Annotated in this window: 16 protein-coding genes and 1 pseudogene; 6 read left to right on the top strand and 11 right to left on the bottom strand. The window is 31.2% G+C overall.

Annotated elements, in window-relative coordinates; translation table 11 throughout:
- Positions 1–428: 428 nt before the first annotated feature.
- On the bottom strand, positions 429–1,085 hold the full coding sequence (locus tag RCG18_RS10760) for a hypothetical protein (protein ID WP_308041291.1): 657 nt from the start codon (positions 1,083–1,085) through the stop codon (positions 429–431).
- Positions 1,086–1,409: 324 nt separating this feature from the next.
- On the opposite strand from RCG18_RS10760, the gene RCG18_RS10755 reads away from it, so the two are divergent.
- Together RCG18_RS10755 and RCG18_RS10750 are read left to right on the top strand one after the other, a co-directional pair.
- Positions 1,410–1,916, top strand: coding sequence for a spore germination protein (locus tag RCG18_RS10755; RefSeq protein ID WP_308041290.1), 507 nt, complete (start codon positions 1,410–1,412; stop codon positions 1,914–1,916).
- Complete coding sequence (locus tag RCG18_RS10750) at positions 1,894–2,241, top strand: spore germination protein (protein WP_308041289.1); 348 nt, start codon at positions 1,894–1,896, stop codon at positions 2,239–2,241. Before RCG18_RS10755 ends, RCG18_RS10750 begins: the two co-directional genes overlap by 23 nt.
- 13 nt (positions 2,242–2,254) lie before the next feature.
- On the opposite strand, the gene RCG18_RS10745 is transcribed toward RCG18_RS10750, so the two are convergent.
- A complete protein-coding gene (locus RCG18_RS10745) occupies positions 2,255–3,133 on the bottom strand; it encodes a polysaccharide deacetylase family protein (RefSeq protein WP_308041288.1) in 879 nt (292 codons plus the stop codon).
- Between the two features lie 360 nt (positions 3,134–3,493).
- Here RCG18_RS10745 and RCG18_RS10740 point away from each other — a divergent pair, with 360 nt between their 5' ends.
- The 3 genes from RCG18_RS10740 (at position 3,494) to RCG18_RS10730 (ending at position 7,482) form a co-directional block, all read left to right on the top strand.
- Positions 3,494–3,703 (top strand): (2Fe-2S)-binding protein, encoded by a 210-nt coding sequence (locus RCG18_RS10740; protein WP_308041287.1) that lies wholly within the window; start codon positions 3,494–3,496, stop codon positions 3,701–3,703.
- 185 nt (positions 3,704–3,888) lie between these two features.
- Positions 3,889–6,561, top strand: a complete 2,673-nt coding sequence (locus RCG18_RS10735; protein ID WP_308041286.1) for a PAS domain S-box protein — start codon at positions 3,889–3,891, stop codon at positions 6,559–6,561.
- Between the two features lie 108 nt (positions 6,562–6,669).
- Entirely contained in the window at positions 6,670–7,482 is an 813-nt protein-coding gene (locus tag RCG18_RS10730; protein ID WP_308041285.1) for a lecithin retinol acyltransferase family protein, read from the top strand.
- Between the two features lie 58 nt (positions 7,483–7,540).
- On the opposite strand, the gene RCG18_RS10725 is transcribed toward RCG18_RS10730, so the two are convergent.
- The 9 genes and pseudogenes from RCG18_RS10725 to RCG18_RS10685 all read right to left on the bottom strand — a co-directional run bounded on the left by RCG18_RS10725 (position 7,541) and on the right by RCG18_RS10685 (position 18,432).
- The gene (locus RCG18_RS10725) at positions 7,541–8,077 is read right to left on the bottom strand and encodes a serine/threonine protein kinase (protein WP_308041284.1); all 537 of its coding nucleotides are present in this window, start codon (positions 8,075–8,077) and stop codon (positions 7,541–7,543) included.
- A 344-nt stretch (positions 8,078–8,421) separates the two neighbouring features.
- A complete protein-coding gene (locus RCG18_RS10720) occupies positions 8,422–9,105 on the bottom strand; it encodes a HesA/MoeB/ThiF family protein (protein ID WP_308041283.1) in 684 nt (227 codons plus the stop codon).
- Between the two features lies 1 nt (position 9,106).
- Positions 9,107–9,331: a MoaD/ThiS family protein gene (locus RCG18_RS10715; RefSeq protein ID WP_308041282.1), complete on the bottom strand. Its 225-nt coding sequence runs from the start codon at positions 9,329–9,331 to the stop codon at positions 9,107–9,109.
- Positions 9,332–9,490: 159 nt separating this feature from the next.
- The gene (locus tag RCG18_RS10710) at positions 9,491–11,311 is read right to left on the bottom strand and encodes an aldehyde ferredoxin oxidoreductase family protein (protein WP_308041281.1); all 1,821 of its coding nucleotides are present in this window, start codon (positions 11,309–11,311) and stop codon (positions 9,491–9,493) included.
- A gap of 205 nt (positions 11,312–11,516) precedes the next feature.
- Entirely contained in the window at positions 11,517–13,040 is a 1,524-nt protein-coding gene (locus RCG18_RS10705) for a sigma-54-dependent Fis family transcriptional regulator (protein ID WP_374119131.1), read from the bottom strand.
- A 93-nt stretch (positions 13,041–13,133) separates the two neighbouring features.
- Complete coding sequence (gene moaA / locus RCG18_RS10700; RefSeq protein WP_308041279.1) at positions 13,134–14,093, bottom strand: GTP 3',8-cyclase MoaA; 960 nt, start codon at positions 14,091–14,093, stop codon at positions 13,134–13,136.
- Positions 14,094–14,118: 25 nt separating this feature from the next.
- A pseudogene (locus RCG18_RS10695) lies at positions 14,119–16,016 on the bottom strand (molybdopterin biosynthesis protein).
- A 79-nt stretch (positions 16,017–16,095) separates the two neighbouring features.
- Positions 16,096–17,325: a molybdopterin molybdotransferase MoeA gene (locus RCG18_RS10690; RefSeq protein ID WP_308041278.1), complete on the bottom strand. Its 1,230-nt coding sequence runs from the start codon at positions 17,323–17,325 to the stop codon at positions 16,096–16,098.
- 255 nt (positions 17,326–17,580) lie between these two features.
- A complete protein-coding gene (locus tag RCG18_RS10685) occupies positions 17,581–18,432 on the bottom strand; it encodes a substrate-binding domain-containing protein (protein WP_308041277.1) in 852 nt (283 codons plus the stop codon).
- A 296-nt stretch (positions 18,433–18,728) separates the two neighbouring features.
- Between RCG18_RS10685 and asnB the strand changes: the two genes are divergently transcribed.
- Positions 18,729–20,570, top strand: coding sequence for an asparagine synthase (glutamine-hydrolyzing) (gene asnB / locus RCG18_RS10680; protein WP_308041276.1), 1,842 nt, complete (start codon positions 18,729–18,731; stop codon positions 20,568–20,570).
- Positions 20,571–20,811: the final 241 nt, after the last annotated feature.

Raw genomic sequence — 20,811 nt, 5'->3', positions numbered from 1 at the left:
TTCTTTTAATAGCAGTCGTTTACATTAGTACCGAAATAAAAATTATTATATTTGACTGATTATATTTCACCATAAAGTTAGACAAAAATCAAGACTTGCAAAGTCGGATTTTTTAGTGTATCAATTCAACTACCTTAAATTTTACCCTCACTCTAATTTTTTCTGTATAATTTAATTATCGGGATATTTTTAAAGGTTTAATAGATATTAAATTTAGAAAATGATGAATAATTATTCAAGATACTTAATTTTCTAACTCTTAATTTTGCATTTAGACAATTGACATGTATAAATATTCAAAATAATTACTCTTTAAATTTTTCACTATATATAGTTTGTGTTTAATACAAAAAATATTCTATTAATCATAAATAAGGTATTAGATACTATAAACCTTATTGTATCTAACACCTTTTATTAACTTTATACTATTTTCCTGATTTTAATGAGTTTATTTGATTTTTCAAGAATTCATTTGAAGCTTTCATATTGCTTAAATAATTATTATATGCTTCTTTTATCTTTGTTTCATCTCCTGATTTAAGAGCATCGTTTAGAGTATTTGTTACATCTACACTTTGCTTTTTCATTTGTTTGATAGCAACAATTTCATCTTTGTGCTTTTCTTCATAATCTTTCTTAGCTGCCTTTAACTTTTTAATTTCCTCTGCATGCTCTTTATTGAATTCTTTTTTCTGTTCTTTAATATATTTTTGGGCATCTTCTTTTGTCATATTTCCACTTTCAACTTTTTTGTAGGTATCTTCAACTATCTTCTTAAAATCATTCATAAAAGAAGTATCTACTCCAAGTTTGCCGTAATACAATTCTCTAAACTGTTTCATAAGCTCTCTTCTCTCTGCAAAGACTTGCTGAAGCTGAGTTTTAGAGCCTGGAACATAATTTTCTAGAGTATTTAAATCAACCATTAAATTTTTATATTTTTTATGTTCCATTTTTTGTGATACTGTATTTGTTGTCACATTTTTTGCAGTATTCTGTGCAGGACTTGCAAAAGCTGCACCAGGGATTAATATTGATGCAGCTAGCATAGTTGGTAATACTAGCTTTTTTAAATTTAACATAGTATATCTTCCTTTCTTTTGAAATTTTTACTGCATCGTTAATTCTAATTTTATAAAATGACAATTAAGTGACAATATTTTGAATAAAATATGAACAAATTATGCAACATTACTTTTTAATACTTAATATACTCCTTAGTATGTTTCCCAATAATATTCTATTTAATAAAAAATTATATTGCTTGTACGTATATAACCATAGTTTCCTTCAAATACTATAGTATTATAAATTACAAATCTTATATTACCTTTAGCTATGAACTGTATTCTTTTAAATACTAATAGTATGGCTCATAAAATCAAACTTAAAAGGAGGTTGATATAATGATATCTTTGGATCTTCAGCAAAATATAGACATGATAAGTGAAGAAGTCGGACAAAAAAATCTTTTAATAATAAAGAAATTCTATATTGGAAATACTCAACCTCTAGATGCTGCCGTAGTATATGTTAACGGACTTGCTGATAAAACAATTATAGACAGAGATATTTTAAATCCATTAATGTTTAAAATTGAAGAAAATTTGCCTGGAAAAGAAAACCTGGCAGATTATATTTCTAAAAAATATATCTCTATGAGTAATACATATATTAAAAATAACCTAAGTGATGTTGTTTACGAGATAAAGAGAGGCAACTCTGCTATTTTAATAAACCAAATGAGTGAAGCAATAATTTTAGATACTAAAGGAGGCCAATATCGTTCTATAGGAGATCCTGAAAATGAAACAACTATTAAAGGTCCAAGAGAAGGCTTTATAGAAAATCTATCATTTTCCTCAATCCTATGCACCAGAAAGACCAGATGTGGCGACATCAAATATACTTGAAGTCAAAATTGCAATCATTGTATCTGGTACTCCTTTTGTCATTACAGTTCCTGAAGTTTTTATAGAATTTTTTCAAACTGTTGAGGATTATAATTTTAAAACTGTGTCTGGTTCACTATTTAGATTATTAAGAGTTGCCTCTATTTTTATAGTAATTACTTTACCCTCTATATATCTGACTCTTATTAAGTTTATAACACCTATTGTTCAATCAAGAATAGGAATAGCTTTAACTCCTTTCTTAGAGATAATGGGAAAAGATAAAAAATTGACTTACACCCCGAGATGTGTAAGTCAATTTTCTAGTTTGAAACTCTATACTTAAGTACAATTCTCAATTATTTATATGCCTTTATATCCAATAATTTATCTAAAGTCACTATTTCATATCCTTTTTCTTTTATACCTGATATTATTTTAGGTAATGCAGCTGCTGTTTCTGATTTATCACCATTGCTGTGCATAAGGATTATATCTCCAGGACGCAAATTATCAAGTACATTTTTTATTATATTATCTCTCTCCTTTTGTGACCAATCTAAAGTATCTATAGACCATATAACTGCTTTATTATCTGTTTGCAACATATCTTTTACTATACGCTCATCTATATCTCCATAAGGTGGACGTATAATTGCAGGCCTTTTCCCAATTATCTTAAATATTTCATTCTCAGTTCTAAGAATTTGATTTTTAACTGTATCATTATTTTCTTTATTAAAATCTGGATGGTTATAACTATGATTTAATACTAAATTTCCTTGTTGATATGCTTTTTTTACTACACTAGGATATTTAGCAACATTTTCTCCTATAAAGAAAAAGTTTCCTTTCACATTGTTTTGCTTTAATATTTCCAAAACCTTTGGGGTAATTCTTCCATCAGGCCCATCATCAAAAGTCAATGCAACTTGTTTCTTAGCGGTATCTCCATTCACAAATACATAATTAGGATTTTCTCTTGCTACTCTAATAATATCTTCCATCCACTTCTTAGCACTAGCTTTTTCTTTTTCTGTAAGCTTATTTGATTTCCCAAGTATCTCATATATAATTTTTTCACTATTTTGTTTCTCATTTTGCAAAGTACTTTTAGTGCTTTGATTTGTATTCTGAATAGTGCTGGAATTTTTGCTCTCTGTACTTAATTTGTTATTACAGGAACTTAATAAAAATAAACAAATTATTATAAGAATTTTATTTACAATATTTTTCATCGTAATATGCTCCCTCCAAAACAAGAAATCAATTAGTACTCACCGATAACTTCTACTTCTAAAATAATTGATTCTACAATAATAAAATATAATATCATTTTTGTAAATTAAATTTTTCTTTACTTTTTTGAAAAATAATTTTATAATATTTATATAATAATAAATATTATAAAACATTTGTTATTATATAAATATTGATTCACTTATTCCCTTATTTATTATAATCTGATGAATCCCACTCAGATTTAATTTATATATAAATTAAATCTGAGCCCCCCCCATTTTTTTAATAAGATAATGTATAATAGGATATTAATATAATTAGTTATTATATAAAAATTTATAATTGGAGTGATATTAATGGAACAAAATATAAATGCTGAAATTCTTGATAAGCTTACAAAAGTTTGTCTTTGTAAAGGTATATCAAGAGCATCAATAAAAAAATCTATATTAAATGGAGCCAAAACTATAGAGGAAGTTAGAAAAGCTACTGGAGCTGGCTCTGGTTCTTGCTGTGGAAGACGTTGTACTCCCAAAATTGAGCAGCTATTAGAAGATTTAAAATAACAAAAAGCAGCATATGTAAGCTTATTACATATACTGCTTTTTTTGTTATAAGTAACTTATTATTGAATAAAGATTTTTAAAGTAATATACTTAAGATGGGTAATTATAGTTATTATTTTAACTAATAATCCTTTTCGGAAAAGAGGTGAGTTATTAAAATAGCAAAAGCTATTTTATATTAAGCTATGGAAAACTTATTTAAGAGTAGTGAAAATATATACAAATGCTTACATTTTCTTTCTAATGTTGGAGTACCATTTATTCTAATTGATACTAACAATCAGATTAAGGCCGTTACTCCTCCAGCAGTTGAAATGTTTACTAGCATATACATGGATGAAAGTTTATCGATTGTTGGTCGCAAATTTAATGATATCTTGTGGTTTATCGAGGATAATTTTAATCATTTCCAAAAACACAATATATCTAATTATGCATTTCAAAATGAAATAAAAATTAAAAATATAAAATGGAAGTTTAATGGTGAGTTTATAAGAACAAAAGATGATGTAATTTTATTGTTAAATTATCACCTTGAAAAAGATGAATATATTAAAAAGGCTCTATTATTAACAGCTATTGAGGATTCTTCTGAAAACGCCATAATTGGCCAAGATGTAGATGGTGTTGTGATAAGTTGGAATAGAGCTGCTGAAAAAATTTATGGATATACCCAAAGTGAAATAATAGGTAAAAATTTATCAATACTCGATAACGATAGAAGTGGAAAAAATATCAGAGAAATGTTAGATACACTTAAGTCCGGTAAAGAAATTAAAAATTATGAAGTAAAAAGGTTATGTAAAAACGGTGAAGAAATATTTTTGTCTGTAAATGTATCTCCATTAAAAAATTATAAAGGAGAAGTAATAGGTTCCTGTACTATATCCAGAGATATAACGGAAAATAAGATGCTTACGGAAAAGTTGTACGATAGTGAAAAAAGGTTTAGAAATATATATGAGCAATCTCCTATAGGTATAGAAATATTCGACTCTAGTGGGAATACACTTTCTGCAAATAAGTCTTTTTGCAACATGTTTAAAATAAACACTATTTCCGACTTTAAATACGATAATTTTTTTGAATCACCATATATTCCAAATAGGATAAAAGATAAGGTAAGAAGTAAGAAAATATCAAGAATAGCCTGTAGATATAATCTTAAGTCAAATAAAACTTATTTAGATTCTGAGAATGAAATATGTTATTTTGATATGCTGATTACTCCTATTCTAAACGAGTATGGAGATATAACATCTATACTAGCTCAGGTTCAGGACATTACAAAAGTCAAAACTATAGAAAAAATGGTTGGAAATTTCACTAGTTTATCTGACGATGTTTTCTGTATTTTAGATTTTAAAGGTAATTTTTTAGAAGTTAGTGCAGCTGTAGAAAAGATTTTAGGTTGGAGTGTAGAGGAGTTTTCACACAAGAACTTTGCTAACTTTCTACATATAGATGATTTTGATTCCACCTTTAACGCTATTAATTCACTGTTAGAAACTGGCAGAATCACATATAGAAATAGATATACCTGTAAAGATGGTAACTATAAATGGATAGAGTGGAGCTCTTTTATAGTAAAGGAAGATAAAGTGGTTTACTCTATCGGAAGAGATATTACCAAGCGAATGGAAAATGAAGAGGAGCTAAGAAAAGCAAAAATTGCAGCTGAAGAAGCTAGTATTGCAAAAAGTAGATTTCTTGCAAATATGAGCCATGAAATAAGAACTCCTATAAATGGTATCATGGGAATGACAGAGTTATCTTTAATGACTGATCTTACAGAAGAGCAAACAGAATATTTAAATGTAGTTAAAACTTCATCTCAGCATTTGTTAGACATAATTAATGATGTACTGGATATTTCTAAAATAGAGTCTGGAAAATTTAAATTAGATTTGGTTCCTTTTAATCTTGAAGAAACTATAAATAAATTAGTTAAAAACTTCTCAATTCTTGCAAATAAAAAATATCTAGAATTTATATATTTTGTAGAGCCAACTTTAACAAAAGGCTCTCTAATCGGTGATCCATTGAGGCTAAATCAGATTTTAATGAATCTTCTGACCAATGCTCTTAAGTTTACTGAAAGAGGAAGCATTATTGTTTGTGCTAAGCATATTCCTAGTCCTACTGGAAAAGTAAAGGTACAATTTTCCGTATCTGATACAGGCATAGGAATACCTGATGATAAAATGGATAGACTCTTTAAAACCTTTAGCCAAGTGGATGATTCATATACAAAAAAATATGGAGGAACGGGTCTTGGACTAGCTATATGCAAACACCTAGCAGGGATGATGAATGGAGATATATGGGTCACTAGTAAAGAGGACCATGGAAGCTGCTTTTACTTTACCGCAGAGTTTTTGCCTGTTGATGATTCTAAACAAGCTAGTTGCTCTAAAAATGCTGATACATCTGCTAACACTTTTAACCAATCAGAAAACACCTCAGGTTTTGGATTAAAAAACCTATATGGTAAAACTATTTTAATAGCAGATGACAATGAAGTAAACCAGCGATTTATTTCAACTTTATTATATAAAAAAGGTTATAATTATCTAATCGCTTCTGATGGAAATGAAGCTATAAAATTATTTAATGAAAATAAGGTTGATTTAATACTTATGGATATTCAAATGCCAAAGTTAAATGGACTAAATGCTACAAGAATAATCCGTGATAACGAAGATTCATCAGAAAAACATACTCCGATTATCGCCATGACTGCTTATGCTATGTTTGGGGATAAAGAAAAGTTTATATCTGCAGGGATGGATGACTATTTAGCTAAACCAATTGATTTTCAATATCTCTATGATATACTTGACAAATATTTAAATTAATAGATTTTAAAACAGCTATTTGAAAAATTACAAATAGCTGTTTATTGTCTTTATTATAATTACTATGTTAAACTATTTTATAACTTATAACTATGCGGGGAGGTTAGAATGGTAAAGAAACCTTTTAAAGTAATTCTATTTTTATTAATGCTAATAATAACTTTTTATTGTATTTATAAATTTTATCCTGCTGATATAAAACCATTGGAGGTATCTCAATATAAACAATTTAAAATAACATTTGATTACCCTATAGTCTTTGATAATACTACAAAAGAAAATATTATTATAAAAGATAAGGATGGTAATTCTGTTGACTCCTATATATTTTTAAGTGCCGATAAAAAGAGTATTATTATAAATCCGCCTATTGATGGATATTCTCCTAATGAGAATTATTCCATCACCGTTTCTCCTAAGATTCATTTTGAAAACTTTGAACTTAAAAATAAAAAAGTTATAAAATTTAAATCTACAAAAGATGTTAAACAGACGCCTGCAAAAGCAAAAAGGAAGGCCCAAATTGGAGATATTGTAGGCGTTTCTGGAGAATTTATGGGGTATAAATATGATCACTACGGTTTATATTTAGGCAACAACAAAGTAATCCACTATTGGAGCAATACTGGTAAGGCAGAAGATACTGAAATCATGGAAACAGATATGGACAAGTATTTTGCTGACGGTAAATATTTTGTACTGGACCTAAAAGGATATTCTAAGTTTAGCACTGAAGAAACCGTTAAAAGATCAAAGGAAAGGTTAGGAGAAAAAAGTTACGATCTTCTCCAAAATAACTGCGAGGATTTTGTAGTTTGGTGCAAAACTGATGACAGCAAATCTTTTCAGGTTGCTAATGTACCTAAAGACCAAATACAAGTTATAAGGGAATTTATGTCCTTAGGCCTTAGTTTACAATAAATCTAAAGCTATTTTTAGCAGCACAAATAACTAGTTATTTGTGCTGCTAACTTTACTTCTATCTTTTCCACTGTTTATACAAATCTGGCCTTACTTCTTTTAATATTTCAAAAAAGCTCTTTTCACATTTTTGTCTTTTAAGCTCTTTAATCATAGATTTGGGATAGCGAGCTGATCTTATTATTTGCCCAGATGGATCTATTACTATTACACTCTCATCCTTTTGTACATAGATATGTTCTCCTCTTATGTCTAATCTTCTAAAGCCAAGCCTTTTAAATTCCTCAATAAGCCCAATTAAACTTATTGCTAGTTCTCTGCTTAGCTTATTTTTTCTCAAATATACAGGAAGTTTTTCCCCTCCAACATATTCTCTAAACATAATTTTCCCAAGTCTTCCGTAGACTTTAGGGAAATATCTATTCCCTTCCGCTGCTTTTAAAACCTTGTATTCATCAATACAACTTTTCTCTATCCTACATATTTTAATCACTGTTTTCCCATCAGTCAGTAAATACACCTTTCCATTTCTGCCTCTTCCTAAGTATTTACATTCATTAAGATCTATCTTTCCATATATATTAGGTTTGCTCATGAATGTCCCCCTTTTTTATATCTACCATTACTTGTAACCTTTTTAGTATATGATCTAAAAATTTGATACTAAAGCGTACTCATTTATTACTATACTGACATTTACAAGAAAGTGTGATATTTTTTCATTTGTTATTTTACGGAAATTTAATAAATGCATAGATGAATTGCTCATCTATGCATTAAGGCATCTTCAAAAAATAACTAGTCCATCTGCTAGTCTATTTTGTGTCATACTGCGTTGTCAGAACCCTTAGATAGGGTTGGCTATCTGTGGAACCTTTCTCCTTGTCTGACACAAAATATCCTTAGCATCTTTGGACTTGTTATTTTCTTTCAGATGCCTTACCTTTGATATTCAATTACTTCATAATCTTGATTCAATGTGTCTATAAATAGTATTCTTTTTCTAAGTAATTCCCCTCTTCCTATTAAAACTTTTATAACTTCACTGACTTCAATCGAAGCTACGAGAGCTGGTGTAAAAGATGGATTGCCTAATTTTGCTTCAACACCTTTCCCTATTTTATTTCCATATATAATATCTAAGGTTTTGTCTCCTGGATATACTGTGGTTACATGGCCATACCAACCAGCTATGGCTCCAGATACTAATGGAATACTCAATTCTTCACAGGCATCTTGCAGTATAAGTCTTGCATCTATACTATCTAATGCATCAACTATAACATCATGTCCTTTTAGAATTTCAGTAGAGTTCTCTTTGGTAAGAAGTTCATTTACGCAGTTAACTTCTATTAGTGGATTAACATTCATCATCCTCTCCTTAGCAGCAATAGATTTACTTTTGCATAATGAATGAACATCCGATAAGATTTGCCTATTCAGGTTGGATTCTTGAAATACATCACCATCTACCGCAGTAATAAGACCTACTCCAATTCTACCTAACATTTCAATTATATATCCACCTAGTCCTCCACACCCTATCACACATACTTTATGATTTTTTAGCTTGTCGTTTTCCTCTAAAGATAGAGTTTGCATATTTCTACTATATCTCTCCAAATTAGCCCCCTCCTACTGGCGGAAATAATGATAAGACATCATTATCTTTAAGAGGTTTATTTAATTGTCCATCAATTCCATTAATTAATAATATAGCAACCTCTTCTGAATTTATTTTAAGTATATCTAAAATATCTTTTGGAGTTATATTTTCTTGAAGTTCTAAAAAGTATTTTTTCTCTCTTCCTTCTCTAAATGTTGCAAATAATCTTACTTCAATTTTCATCTTATCACCTCCTAAATCACTTTTATTTTGTTCAATAACAACCAAATGTAAGGCTCCCACTCCATTCATTATAAAGAGCTATTTTTATAGACTAGCTCAACTTATGCTTTTGAATACTCCCACTCCTAAGCGTGAGAGTATTCATTAAATTGGTATTTACTATTTTCCTATATATTCATCAAGCCCAAGCTTTTTAAGAGTTTCTGCTGTAGGAATACCATTTTCGTCCCATCCTCTTACTGAGTAGTATTCAGGAAGAAGAACATCTAGTTTGTGAACATGTCCCTTTGAAGGTCCGTCTGGAACTTCCTCTTCTAATAATCTCTTAGGCAAAGTATCCTGCTTACTATCTATTCCGGCAGCTAGATTATATAATTTTTCTAGTGTCCAAATTCTATCTCCTGCCATCATTAATGAGTTAACATCATGAAGCTCTCCTCCCACTACAGCATTATACATATCTACGAAGTCTTGAGCACCAAGTCCAAAAGTTGTAAATATACATAATCCAAGCGCATCTATAACTGCTGTCAAGTCATGGAATACTCTAGCGTAAGCTGCTTTTCCTTCTAATGAGAATCTATCAAGTTTTTCTGGGTATCCTAGTATTTCAGGGCTTATCATGTAACCTTTAATATGACAGCCACCTCTATTATTGACAGCATAAGTTATTCCGTGTCCTTGACAACCTCTAGGGTCATAAGCTGGAAGCTCTTGCTTCTTAACTGTCATTGAAAGCTCAGGAGCTCCGTAGCTTAAACATAATCTATATGAACCTTCAGCTAACTTATCGCCAAAACCTTCTCTTTCTCCCATCTTTTTAGTCCATTCTACTATAGCATTAGCATCTCCCCATTTTAGTGATACACCATCTGCAGATAGTTCATCATCTTTGATATATCCTCTTTGATAAAGTTCCATTGCTGCTGCAATAGTTGCTCCTGCTGAAATTGTATCTAATCCATATTCATTACATAACATATTTGCTCTGTTAACAGCATTTATATCATATACATCACAATCTGATCCAAATGACCATAGTGTTTCATACTCAGGTCCTCCACATTCAGTTCCATCATCAAGTTTTACCCATCTTCCGCATGCTATTGGGCATCTATAACAAGGATTTTTTCTAACTAAACAATCTTTAGTTAGAGTTTCTCCACTAATCATATCTGCATTTTCTGTATATGCTTCTTGGAAGTTTCTAACTGGGTGTATTCCATTCTCATTAATAATATTAACCAATACTGCACTTCCGTATGTTGGAAGACCGGTACCTGCTACAGGGTCTTTTCTTAAGATTGCTATTTTTTCAGAAGCAACTTTCTTAACCACTTCCTCATCAAATAATTTAACTTTTCCACTTCCTTTTACAACTATAGCCTTTAGGTTCTTAGAACCCATAACTGCTCCAACTCCACCACGACCAGCGGCTCTATCAACGTCATTCATAACTGCTGCCATAGGTGATAATTTTTCTCCAGCAGGTCCTATGCATAAAACTTTGGCCTTAGCATCAGTTTCGTTCTGAAGCATAGTGGTAGTTTCTAAAACAAGTTTTCCCCAAGCCTTTGAAGCATCCTTAAACTCAACTTTATCATCCACTATATTTACATATACTGGAGTGTCTGACTTTCCTTCTACTATAAGCATGTCATAACCAGCTGCCTTAAGTTCTGCTCCCCATTTTCCTCCCGAGTTAGCTATGGCTATAGTTCCTGTTAAAGGTGATTTAGTTACTACCATAAATCTTCCACTTGTTGGTACTGGTGTTCCTGTAAGTGGACCTGTAGCAATAATAAATTTGTTATCTGGTGAAAGTGGATCTATTTTAGGATCTACTTCATCAAATAATGTTTTTACACCTAACCCTCTGGAACCTAAGTATTTTTTTGCTTTATCAATGTCTAAAACCTCAAATTTAAAAGTTTTGTCATTTAAATTAATTCTTAAAACTTTTCCGTTATAACCGAACATATTATACATCCCCCTCATATATAGATATTTCATATTTATATATAAGCAATTACTATGCCAAGATTAAATTGCAACAAGCTTTTCCTTATATTTAGCCTATATTTAAGCCTATGCTTGAATTATTTAAATAATAATCTAAATAAAAAAACAAAGCCTCTATAAAATCCAGAGGCTTTGTTCCAAAACAGAGCATATAAAGCGATTTTTATTGTTCCATTTTGGAATTACGTCCTAAAACAGAACAATCTATAGAATAATTATTCATTTTTCTATATAAGGTATTTCTTCCAATGCCTAGTGATTTGGCGGCAGCGGCTATATTTCCATTATATCTTTTTAATACTTTTATAATATGCTGTCTTTCCATATATTCTAATCTTAAGTACTCATCCGGTATATTGCTCTCAAATATTTCTGCTGAAGTATCCTTTGCTAAAAGTTCTATTGGCACAGCTTCTGTGTTGATAATTAATTCAACTATATTTTCCAACTCTCTTATATTTCCCGGCCAATTATAATTAATAAAATACTCTAATTGACTATCAGTTATTTCAACTATATTCTTATCTAAGTGTCTTGATGCCTTTTTCATAAAATAATTAATTAATAGTGGTATATCATCTCTTCTTTCCCTCAAAGGCGGAAGATGTACTGGAAGAACATTTAGTCTATAATATAAATCTTTTCTAAAGCTTCCTTTTTCCGCTTCACTTCTTAAATCCTTATTTGTAGCTGCAATAATTCTAACATTCACAGGAATCTGTTTTGAACTTCCAATTTTATTTATTATACCTTCTTCAATTACTCTCAAAAGCTTAATTTGCATATCAAGAGGCATCTCGCCAATTTCATCTAAAAAGATAGTTCCCCCGTCAGCAATTTCAAACTTACCTGCGTACCCACCTCTTTTAGCTCCAGTAAAAGCTCCTTCTTCATAACCAAAGAGTTCAGATTCTATTAAATTTCTAGGAATCGCTCCGCAATTTACTGCCACAAAGGTTTCATCATGCCTATCGCTGTGATTGTGAATAGATTGAGCAAAAACTTCCTTCCCAGTTCCGCTTTCTCCAGTTATTAAAATAGTAGATTTACTATCTGAAATCTTCTTAGCATATTCAATTATTTGAATAAATTTCTCATTCTGACCAATAATCTTATTGAAAGTATATATAGCCTTACAGGAAAGTATTCTATCTGCAAGTCTTCTGGATTTTTTATGTGCTGCTTTCTTGTTATTTTCAATCATTCTCTCAATAGCTTTTGCAGCTGCAACTACCATACCCAATGTATGAGAATGAACAAATTCACTGTAGCCAGTTAAGTTCAATACTCCCATAATATTTCCAATATCATCTTTTATAGGAGCAGCAGAGCAAGTCCACTTGTGGTAAGCCTTTATATAATGCTCATTTGATGATACCTGTACTGGCATTTTTTCAGTTAAAACCAGACTCATAGCGTTGGTACCAATATTCTCCTCATTCATATATGCACCGGGTATCATTTTAAATTTAAAGGCATCAGATAATATTCCTTCATCACCAATAACATTTAATATACATCCTTCTCCGTCAGTTAATATAGCAAAAAAATTTGATCCCTTAACAAAATTATATAACTCATCTATAAAAGGAGTAGCATTTAGTATTAGTTCCTTATTATGATTTAACTTATCCTCAAAATCTTTTCCATGCAGTATTTTTCTGCTAAATATAATATTAGAATCTATTCCCTTGCTAGTACATCTTTTGTGAGATTCATAAACATAGGGTTTTTGACTTTCTTCTCTTACTTCCAATATAATCCTCCCCTTAAGATACAGTTATCCTCCTATTTGATACATCATTTTACTGCTACTGCTTTTTTTATCACATTCTAAGTTATGCTGTGAAGGCTTATTGTATATAGCATCTTTCAATGATGATGTGAGTAAAACTTCATTATTCAAATAATCTTTTATATTCAACTCATTGGCTGAATGAAGACAAGGCTTTATAGTACCCGTAGATGTAAGTCGTATTCTATTACAACTTGCGCAGAACTTACAACTTAAAGGGCTTATAAACCCAACCTTTCCTTTCGAGTTTTTCATTTCATATAAAGAGGCTGTACTATTTTTATTTGTTTCTAGAGGCTTTAGCTCTGAAAATCTAGCTATAACTTCATCTGATGACATAAATCCTTTTTCATAAAGCTTTTCACCTTGTCCAATTGGCATAAGCTCTATAAATCTAATTTCTACTGGAAGCTCTCTTGTAAGATTAATAAAGTCAGAAATTTCATCGTCATTAATTCCTTTTATAAGTACTGTATTTATTTTTACAGGTGTGAGTCCAATGTTTATACATTTTTGTATAGCTCTTAAAACTTTATTTATATCTCCACCTCTAGTGATCTCCTTAAATTTATCTTCCTTTAAAGTATCAAGACTTATATTCACTCTATTTAAACCTGACGCTTTTAACTTATCCGCTAAATCCTCAAGTAAGATTCCATTAGTAGTTATAGCTATATCTTTAACTCCAGATATTTTTGAAGTTTTTTCAATGAGCTCTTCTATTCCCTTTAATATTAAGGGCTCTCCCCCTGTATATCTTATCTTTTTTACGTCAAGAAGAGCAGCAGCATTTACAATCTTTAAAATTTCCTCAAATCGCAATATTTCTTCATGTGATTTTTTATATACCCCTTCTTCAGGCATGCAGTATATACACCTTAAATTGCACCTATCTGTAAGAGAAACCCTAAGATAATCTATGCTTCTCCCGTATCTATCATTCATTTTCAAACTCCCTTCTGTTATTTAATTATATTATAGTACCAATATCCGAATATTCATATCCCCCTAATTTTTCTAGTTCCTTTAAAAACTCTCTGCTTTTCATAACCTCTAATAACCCTTTAATTATACCTAGTTCTAAATATTCGTTTGGGATAGCTAAATCATACTCCTCATTACAAATAGGTATAAAATCTAAATTCATCATCTTAGCTGCTGAGTAAACTCCAAGTCCGCAGTCTGCATCACCACTTCCAACCGCCGCAGCTACTGCTAAGTGAGTATATTCCTCTCTCTCATATCCTGTAATCTCCTTAGGACTTATATTTAACTTTTTTAAGTTGTAATCAAATAATAATCTTGTACCAGCTCCTCTTTGTCTATTTACAAATCTATAACTTTTTTCTGATATATCCCTAATTGAATTTATATTCAAAGGATTTCCCTTTTGAACCATCAATCCTTGAATTCTCTTTACACACTTTATTAATTTTATATTTTTGTCTGATAAATATTTTCTTATATAGGATGTATTATACTCTCCATTTTCCATATCTAACAAATGAATAGGTGCTATGTGTGTTTCCCCACTTCTTAATGCCATTATTCCGCCCATACTTCCAACATGTGCTGACGATAAATAATAATCTTTTTTCTTAACATGTATTAAATCAGCCAATATATCTATTATTGGGTCATGACTTCCTATACATACGATAGTGTTTCTAATGTCTTGTTCCTCTTTTAATAGCTTAACTTCTACTTGTTTACCAGCTTCAATACCTTCTACACTTTGCGGAATTTCAAGGATTCCATCAGCTCTAACCAATGACATGGTAGCACCTGCTCCTCTAGTTAATGGGGTTGCTATAAGCTTATTTCCTACATATCCTAATTTTATTCTTACAAATTCATGATATTTTAAAGAAGACATCACTCTCCTTGATATTGTTGCATTTACCTTTTTTAACTCTTTCCCTTCAAAACCAATATACTGTTCAATGAGTTTTTTTACTACAGACTCCATAACAAAATAAGCTGACACAGGATATCCAGGTATTCCAATTACAGGCTTACCTCCAACTTTTCCCATTATTACAGGCTTACCTGGTTTAATTGCCACACCATGTATAAAAACTTCACCTAATTCTCTAATTACATCTGCTGTATAGTCCTCCCTTCCAGCTGAAGAACCAGCATTTATAAGCACTATATCGCATTCCTCTACTGCTTTTATTAAAGTATTCTTTATAAGCTCATAATCATCTTTTAATATTCCATACCTTTTGGAACTCCTCCAAACTCTAAAACTTGTGCAGAAAATACCCTTGAATTGAAATCTATAATATCTCCCACTTTCAGGTCACTACCTGGTTCTACTAGTTCCGTACCGGTAGGAATAATACCTACAACTGGACTTTTGTACACCTTAACCTTATTTACTCCGCCTGCAAGCATTGCACCTATATCTACGGGACGAATTTTGTGATTGGAAGGAACTATAAGTTGATTTTCAACTATATCTTCTCCTAAAGGCCTTATATTTTGCCATGCTACTGAACTTTTATATATTTTTACGCTATCCTCCTTATTTCCAATTAAGTCTTCTACCATAATCACACAATCATACTCTTTAGGTATTGGATCTCCCGTATCGACAACAATATAGTCTTTTCCCTCTTTGAATTCAATTTGATTTTTTTCAGAGGCTCCATATGTGCTTTCTGACTTTAAGGCAATACCATCCATAGCTGAGCAATTATAAAAAGGTGATGATATTACAGAGTATATTGGTTCCCATGTGATTCTTTCACAAGCTTTCTCCGTATCTATTTCTTCGTAATAACCTTTTTCTTCGATTTTTTCAAATAATATTTTTATCGCTTCATTAAGCTCATAATTTGATAAATATAAATTTTGACCCACTGTAATCCCCCATTCTTATTGAGACATCTGATTTAAAATATCCACAGCATCTTTGACCTGCTATTTTCTTTCAGATGTCTTAGCTAAATCTATAAACTAAAACCTCTTCTCCTTCTCTTAATCCCTCTATATTTTTATCTATTTTTATATACCCGTAGGCTTTTGAAAATCCTGTAATAAGACCTGACTTTGAAAATATAGGCTCAGCTATAAATTCATTATCCACATTTTTTAACACTACCGGTAGATATTCTTCTCTTCCTTTGGCTTTATGATAGTTTATTGAAAATCTGCACTGAACTGGATATTCTTCATCTCTATTGTTTTGCAATTTGTTAATAAAGTTTTTTACGATAATCTGATATATAATAGCACAAGAAAGCGGATGTCCTGGAAGACCAAAAACAGCCTTTCCGCATACCTTTGAAATTATTGTTGGTTTACCTGGCTTAATGGCAATTCCATGAACTAACACTTCAGATTCTTCAAATGAACCTATTACCTTTATAGTTTGATCTTTTACTCCTACAGAACTTCCCCCTGAGATCAAAACTAAATCACATTGCTTTAAAGCCTTATCCACCGTATTTTTTAACAATTCATATTCATCTTTAACTACACCATAATTTATTGGCTCTGCTTCATCTTTCAATATAGATGAGTAAAGTAAATAGGTATTTATGTCTCTTACTTGTCCTAGCTTTGGTCTTTCGCTTATACCAACAATTTCATCTCCAGTTGAAATTATACCTACCTTTGGTTTTTTAAATACAGGGATTTCTGTAAATCCTAAGCTGGATAAAACCCCTATTTCATAGGGTCTTAACTTTGTCCCTTTTTTTATGACAACTTCATTAATAGATACGTCATCACCGATTTGTACCACATTATCACCATTAGCACAAGTTGAATTTATGAGTATTGTTTCCTCATCTAATTTTTCTGTATATTCTATCATAACTACCGCATCTGCCCCGTCAGGAATCATACCTCCCGTTGGAACATAAACACACTCCCCTGGCAAATCTATGCTGTAGCCAGCTAATTCACCCATTAAAACTTCTCCCTTTAAATTAAGCATAGCCGGTATGGATTCGCTAGCTCCAGCTACATCCTTGCAATTTACTGCATAACCATCCACTGTTGATCTTCTAAATTCAGGAACATTTACTTTTGATATAATGTCCTCATAAAGTATTCTTCCAATAGCCTTTTCTAAATCAATTTCTTCTTTTTCTAATTTATAATAAAATTTCTTATTCAAAATATCCTGCGCCTCGTTAACAGAAACCACATTAAATAAATCCACCTTCATCACTCCTAACTTTTATATTATTTATCTATATTTTAAAATCAAACTCCTTCTCCTATTGTCGAATGAGTACTCGCTGAGTAAGCGATTCACTTCAAATCAGCACTCTGTGTAAGTGATCATATCAAAATCAGCACTCTATGTAAGTGACTATCACCAAATCATAGATTTGGGATATCTACCTAAGATTTTGTATATCTACTTAAATTGAACCTGGGCATACCTTTGATAATGCCACAGGTTCAACTATAACTACTTTTTAGCGTTTGGAATAAATAATGATTGATTAAATTTATCTTTTCCGAACTCGCTAATAAGCTTTTGAGTTTTATCTGATAGTATCCATGTTATAAATTCATCTGCTTCTTTTTCCTTTATTTTATGTTTCTCAGGGTTTAATTTTATTACACCATACTGATTGTATAACTTGTCATTTTTCTCTGTCACAATTATTAAATCAAGCTTGTCCTTCATTGATAGATATGTAGCTCTATCTGTTAGAGTATATGCATTCTTTTCTTTTGCCATTTGAAGTACTGCTCCCATTCCCTTTCCTGCTGAAATATAAAAACTTCCGCTTGGGGTTATTCCCGCAGCCTTCCAAAGTTCTTTTTCTTTTGAGTGTGTTCCAGATTCATCTCCTCTTGATATAAAAGGTGATTTACTTTCACTTATAAGTTTTAACGCCTTTATAGGATCACTTGCTGCTTGCTCTTTAATCTTAGCAGGGTCATTTTTAGGTCCTACTATTATAAAATCATTATACATGACGTCATATCTTTTTACCCCAAACCCATCTTTTACAAACTTTTCTTCTTGTGCTTTTGCGTGAACAAGTAAGCAATCAGCATCTCCTCTTTCCCCCATCTTCATTGCTTCTCCAGTTCCCTTTGCTACAACTTTAACTTTTATACCACTTTCTTTCTCAAAAACAGGAAGTATATTATCTAATAATCCTGAATCTTGAGTACTTGTTGTAGTTGCTAGAATCATTGTCCTTTCTTGTTTTTGTTCTGCCTGTGTTGATTGAGCTTGTTTACTTCCACATCCTGCTAGAGATAACACAACAGCTAACCCCGCGAATAGTAAGGAAAATCTTTTCATAACTTAATGTCCCCCTTAAAATAATTAATAGCTATCTTCAATTATTATAATACTCCAAAAAAATGGAATATTCAATATAATTTGTTCCATTTTGTTGCGATAAATATGAACACAAACGTAAATTGTTCCATATTGGCGCATTTATATATATCATCAAATATACTTTCTTAAGAAAACTTATAAAAATTCAATTCTCCTATTAGTACACTTGCAAAAGTAACATATAAATTTTTGAAGCATAAACTATAAATTATAACAAATATAGTACATTAGAAATAAAAATTGGAGGAACGAAAATGTGCGGAATTGCTGGCTGGATTAATTTTAACAGAGATATTTCCAAAGAGAAAATAATAGTTCAAAACATGACAAAAACCTTAAGCAAAAGGGGACCAGATGATGAAGGCTACTTTTTTTCAAGGCATGCATCTTTAGGACATAGAAGACTTGTGGTTGTAGATCCAAAAGGTGGCGCTCAACCAATGATTAAAACAATTGCCGGAAACAAATACGTTATTGTATATAATGGCGAACTTTATAACACAGAAGACTTGAGAAGAATTCTCATAGGCGAAGGTTATTCTTTTGAATCTTATTCTGATACTGAAGTACTTTTGGTATCTTACATTCACTGGGGATTAAATTGTGTAAAATATATCAATGGTATATATGCTTTTGCAGTGTGGAATGATTCTGATAACAAAGTGTTTATGGCAAGAGACCCTTTAGGAGTTAAGCCTCTCTTCTATACTATTAAGGGTAATTCTCTTATATTCGGATCGGAAATCAAGACCCTACTTGCCCATCCTTATGTTGAACCTATAGTAACTAAAGAAGGCCTAACTGAAATTTTTGCTTTGGGACCTGCCCGCGGCTTAGGAAGCGGAATATTCAAGGATATTCATGAACTGCCTCCTGCTTACTATATGATTTATGATAAGGATGGTCTAAAACTGAAAGAATACTGGAAGTTAAAATGTAATATTCACACCGAAGATGAGAATACTACTGCTGACCATGTAAAAAGTCTTTTAATTGATGCAGTGAAAAGACAGCTGGTTGCCGATGTTCCTGTTTGTACTTTCTTATCTGGTGGCTTAGATTCCAGTATTATTTCAGCAGTGGCAGCTTTTGAATTTAAAAAGAAAGGTTTAACTTTAGATACCTATTCTATAGATTATGAAAACAACGATGCATTCTTTGAATCTAATGAATTTGAACCTACCTCTGATAAAGAGTGGGCTTTAAAAATGTCAAAATATATTGGCAGTAATCACTACAATATAGTTAACAGCAGTAAAGATTTAGCTCAAGCTCTTGTAGACTCAGTAAAGGCCAGTGATTTGCCCGGTATGGCTGATATAGATTCATCCCTGTATCTTTTCTGTAAAGAAATAAGAAAACATGCTACTGTTGCATTATCAGGTGAGTGTGCAGATGAAATCTTTGGAGGATATCCTTGGTTTAGAAGACCTGAAGATGTTTATGCAGATACATTCCCTTGGTCTAAATCAGTAAGTGCCAGAAAACAGCTCTTGTCTGATCAACTTAAATCTTTGGATTTAGAAGGTTATCTAAACGAAGAATATCAAAAATCTATAAAACAGGTTCCCCACTTAGATGGTGAGTCCAAGCTTGAGCATAGAATGAGAGAATTGTTCTATCTAAATATGAAATGGTTTATGATTACACTATTAAATAGAAAAGATAGGATGAGTATGTCGAACAGTCTAGAAGTAAGAGTACCTTTTGCAGACCACAGGTTAGTTGAGTATGCATTTAATATTCCTTCCGAAATTAAGTTCTGCAATAATAGAGAAAAGGGCATACTCAGAAAAGCCTTAAGAGGAATTCTTCCTAGCGATGTTATAGATAGAAAGAAGAGCCCATATCCTAAAACTCATAATCCTGAATATACAAAGATAGTTCAAAACTGGATGACAGATATAATAAGTGATAAATCATCACCTATTCTTGATTTGATAGATAAGAATTCAGTAAAAACTTTGATTGAGACAGGTGGTTCCTCTTTTAAAGAGCCTTGGTTTGGTCAGCTTATGAGGGGGCCTCAGCTACTAGCTTACTTGATACAGGTTAATACTTGGCTTAAGGAGTATAATGTTAAGATAGAATTATAATATAAATAAGCATGTGGTTCTTAATATTTTATTTAAACCACATGCTTATAAACAACGCTTCTTATGTTACCTCTATTCAATTCTTCAAACACACCCCAATTATCTACAAATATATTTTTTATAATTCCTACCATTTTCTCATCACTCTATATAGTTTTTATATAAATTTTATCATAAATCCACTTACATTTTATTCCTTTATCCAATTGTTTAGTGTAATTGTAGTATTTATATCCAGACG

Origin of the sequence: Clostridium sp. OS1-26 (genome assembly GCF_030915445.1) — a bacterium.
Lineage (GTDB): Bacteria > Bacillota > Clostridia > Clostridiales > Clostridiaceae > Clostridium_AM.
Note: the sequence above shows the minus strand (reverse complement) of the source record. Positions and strands in the feature narration are given on the sequence as shown.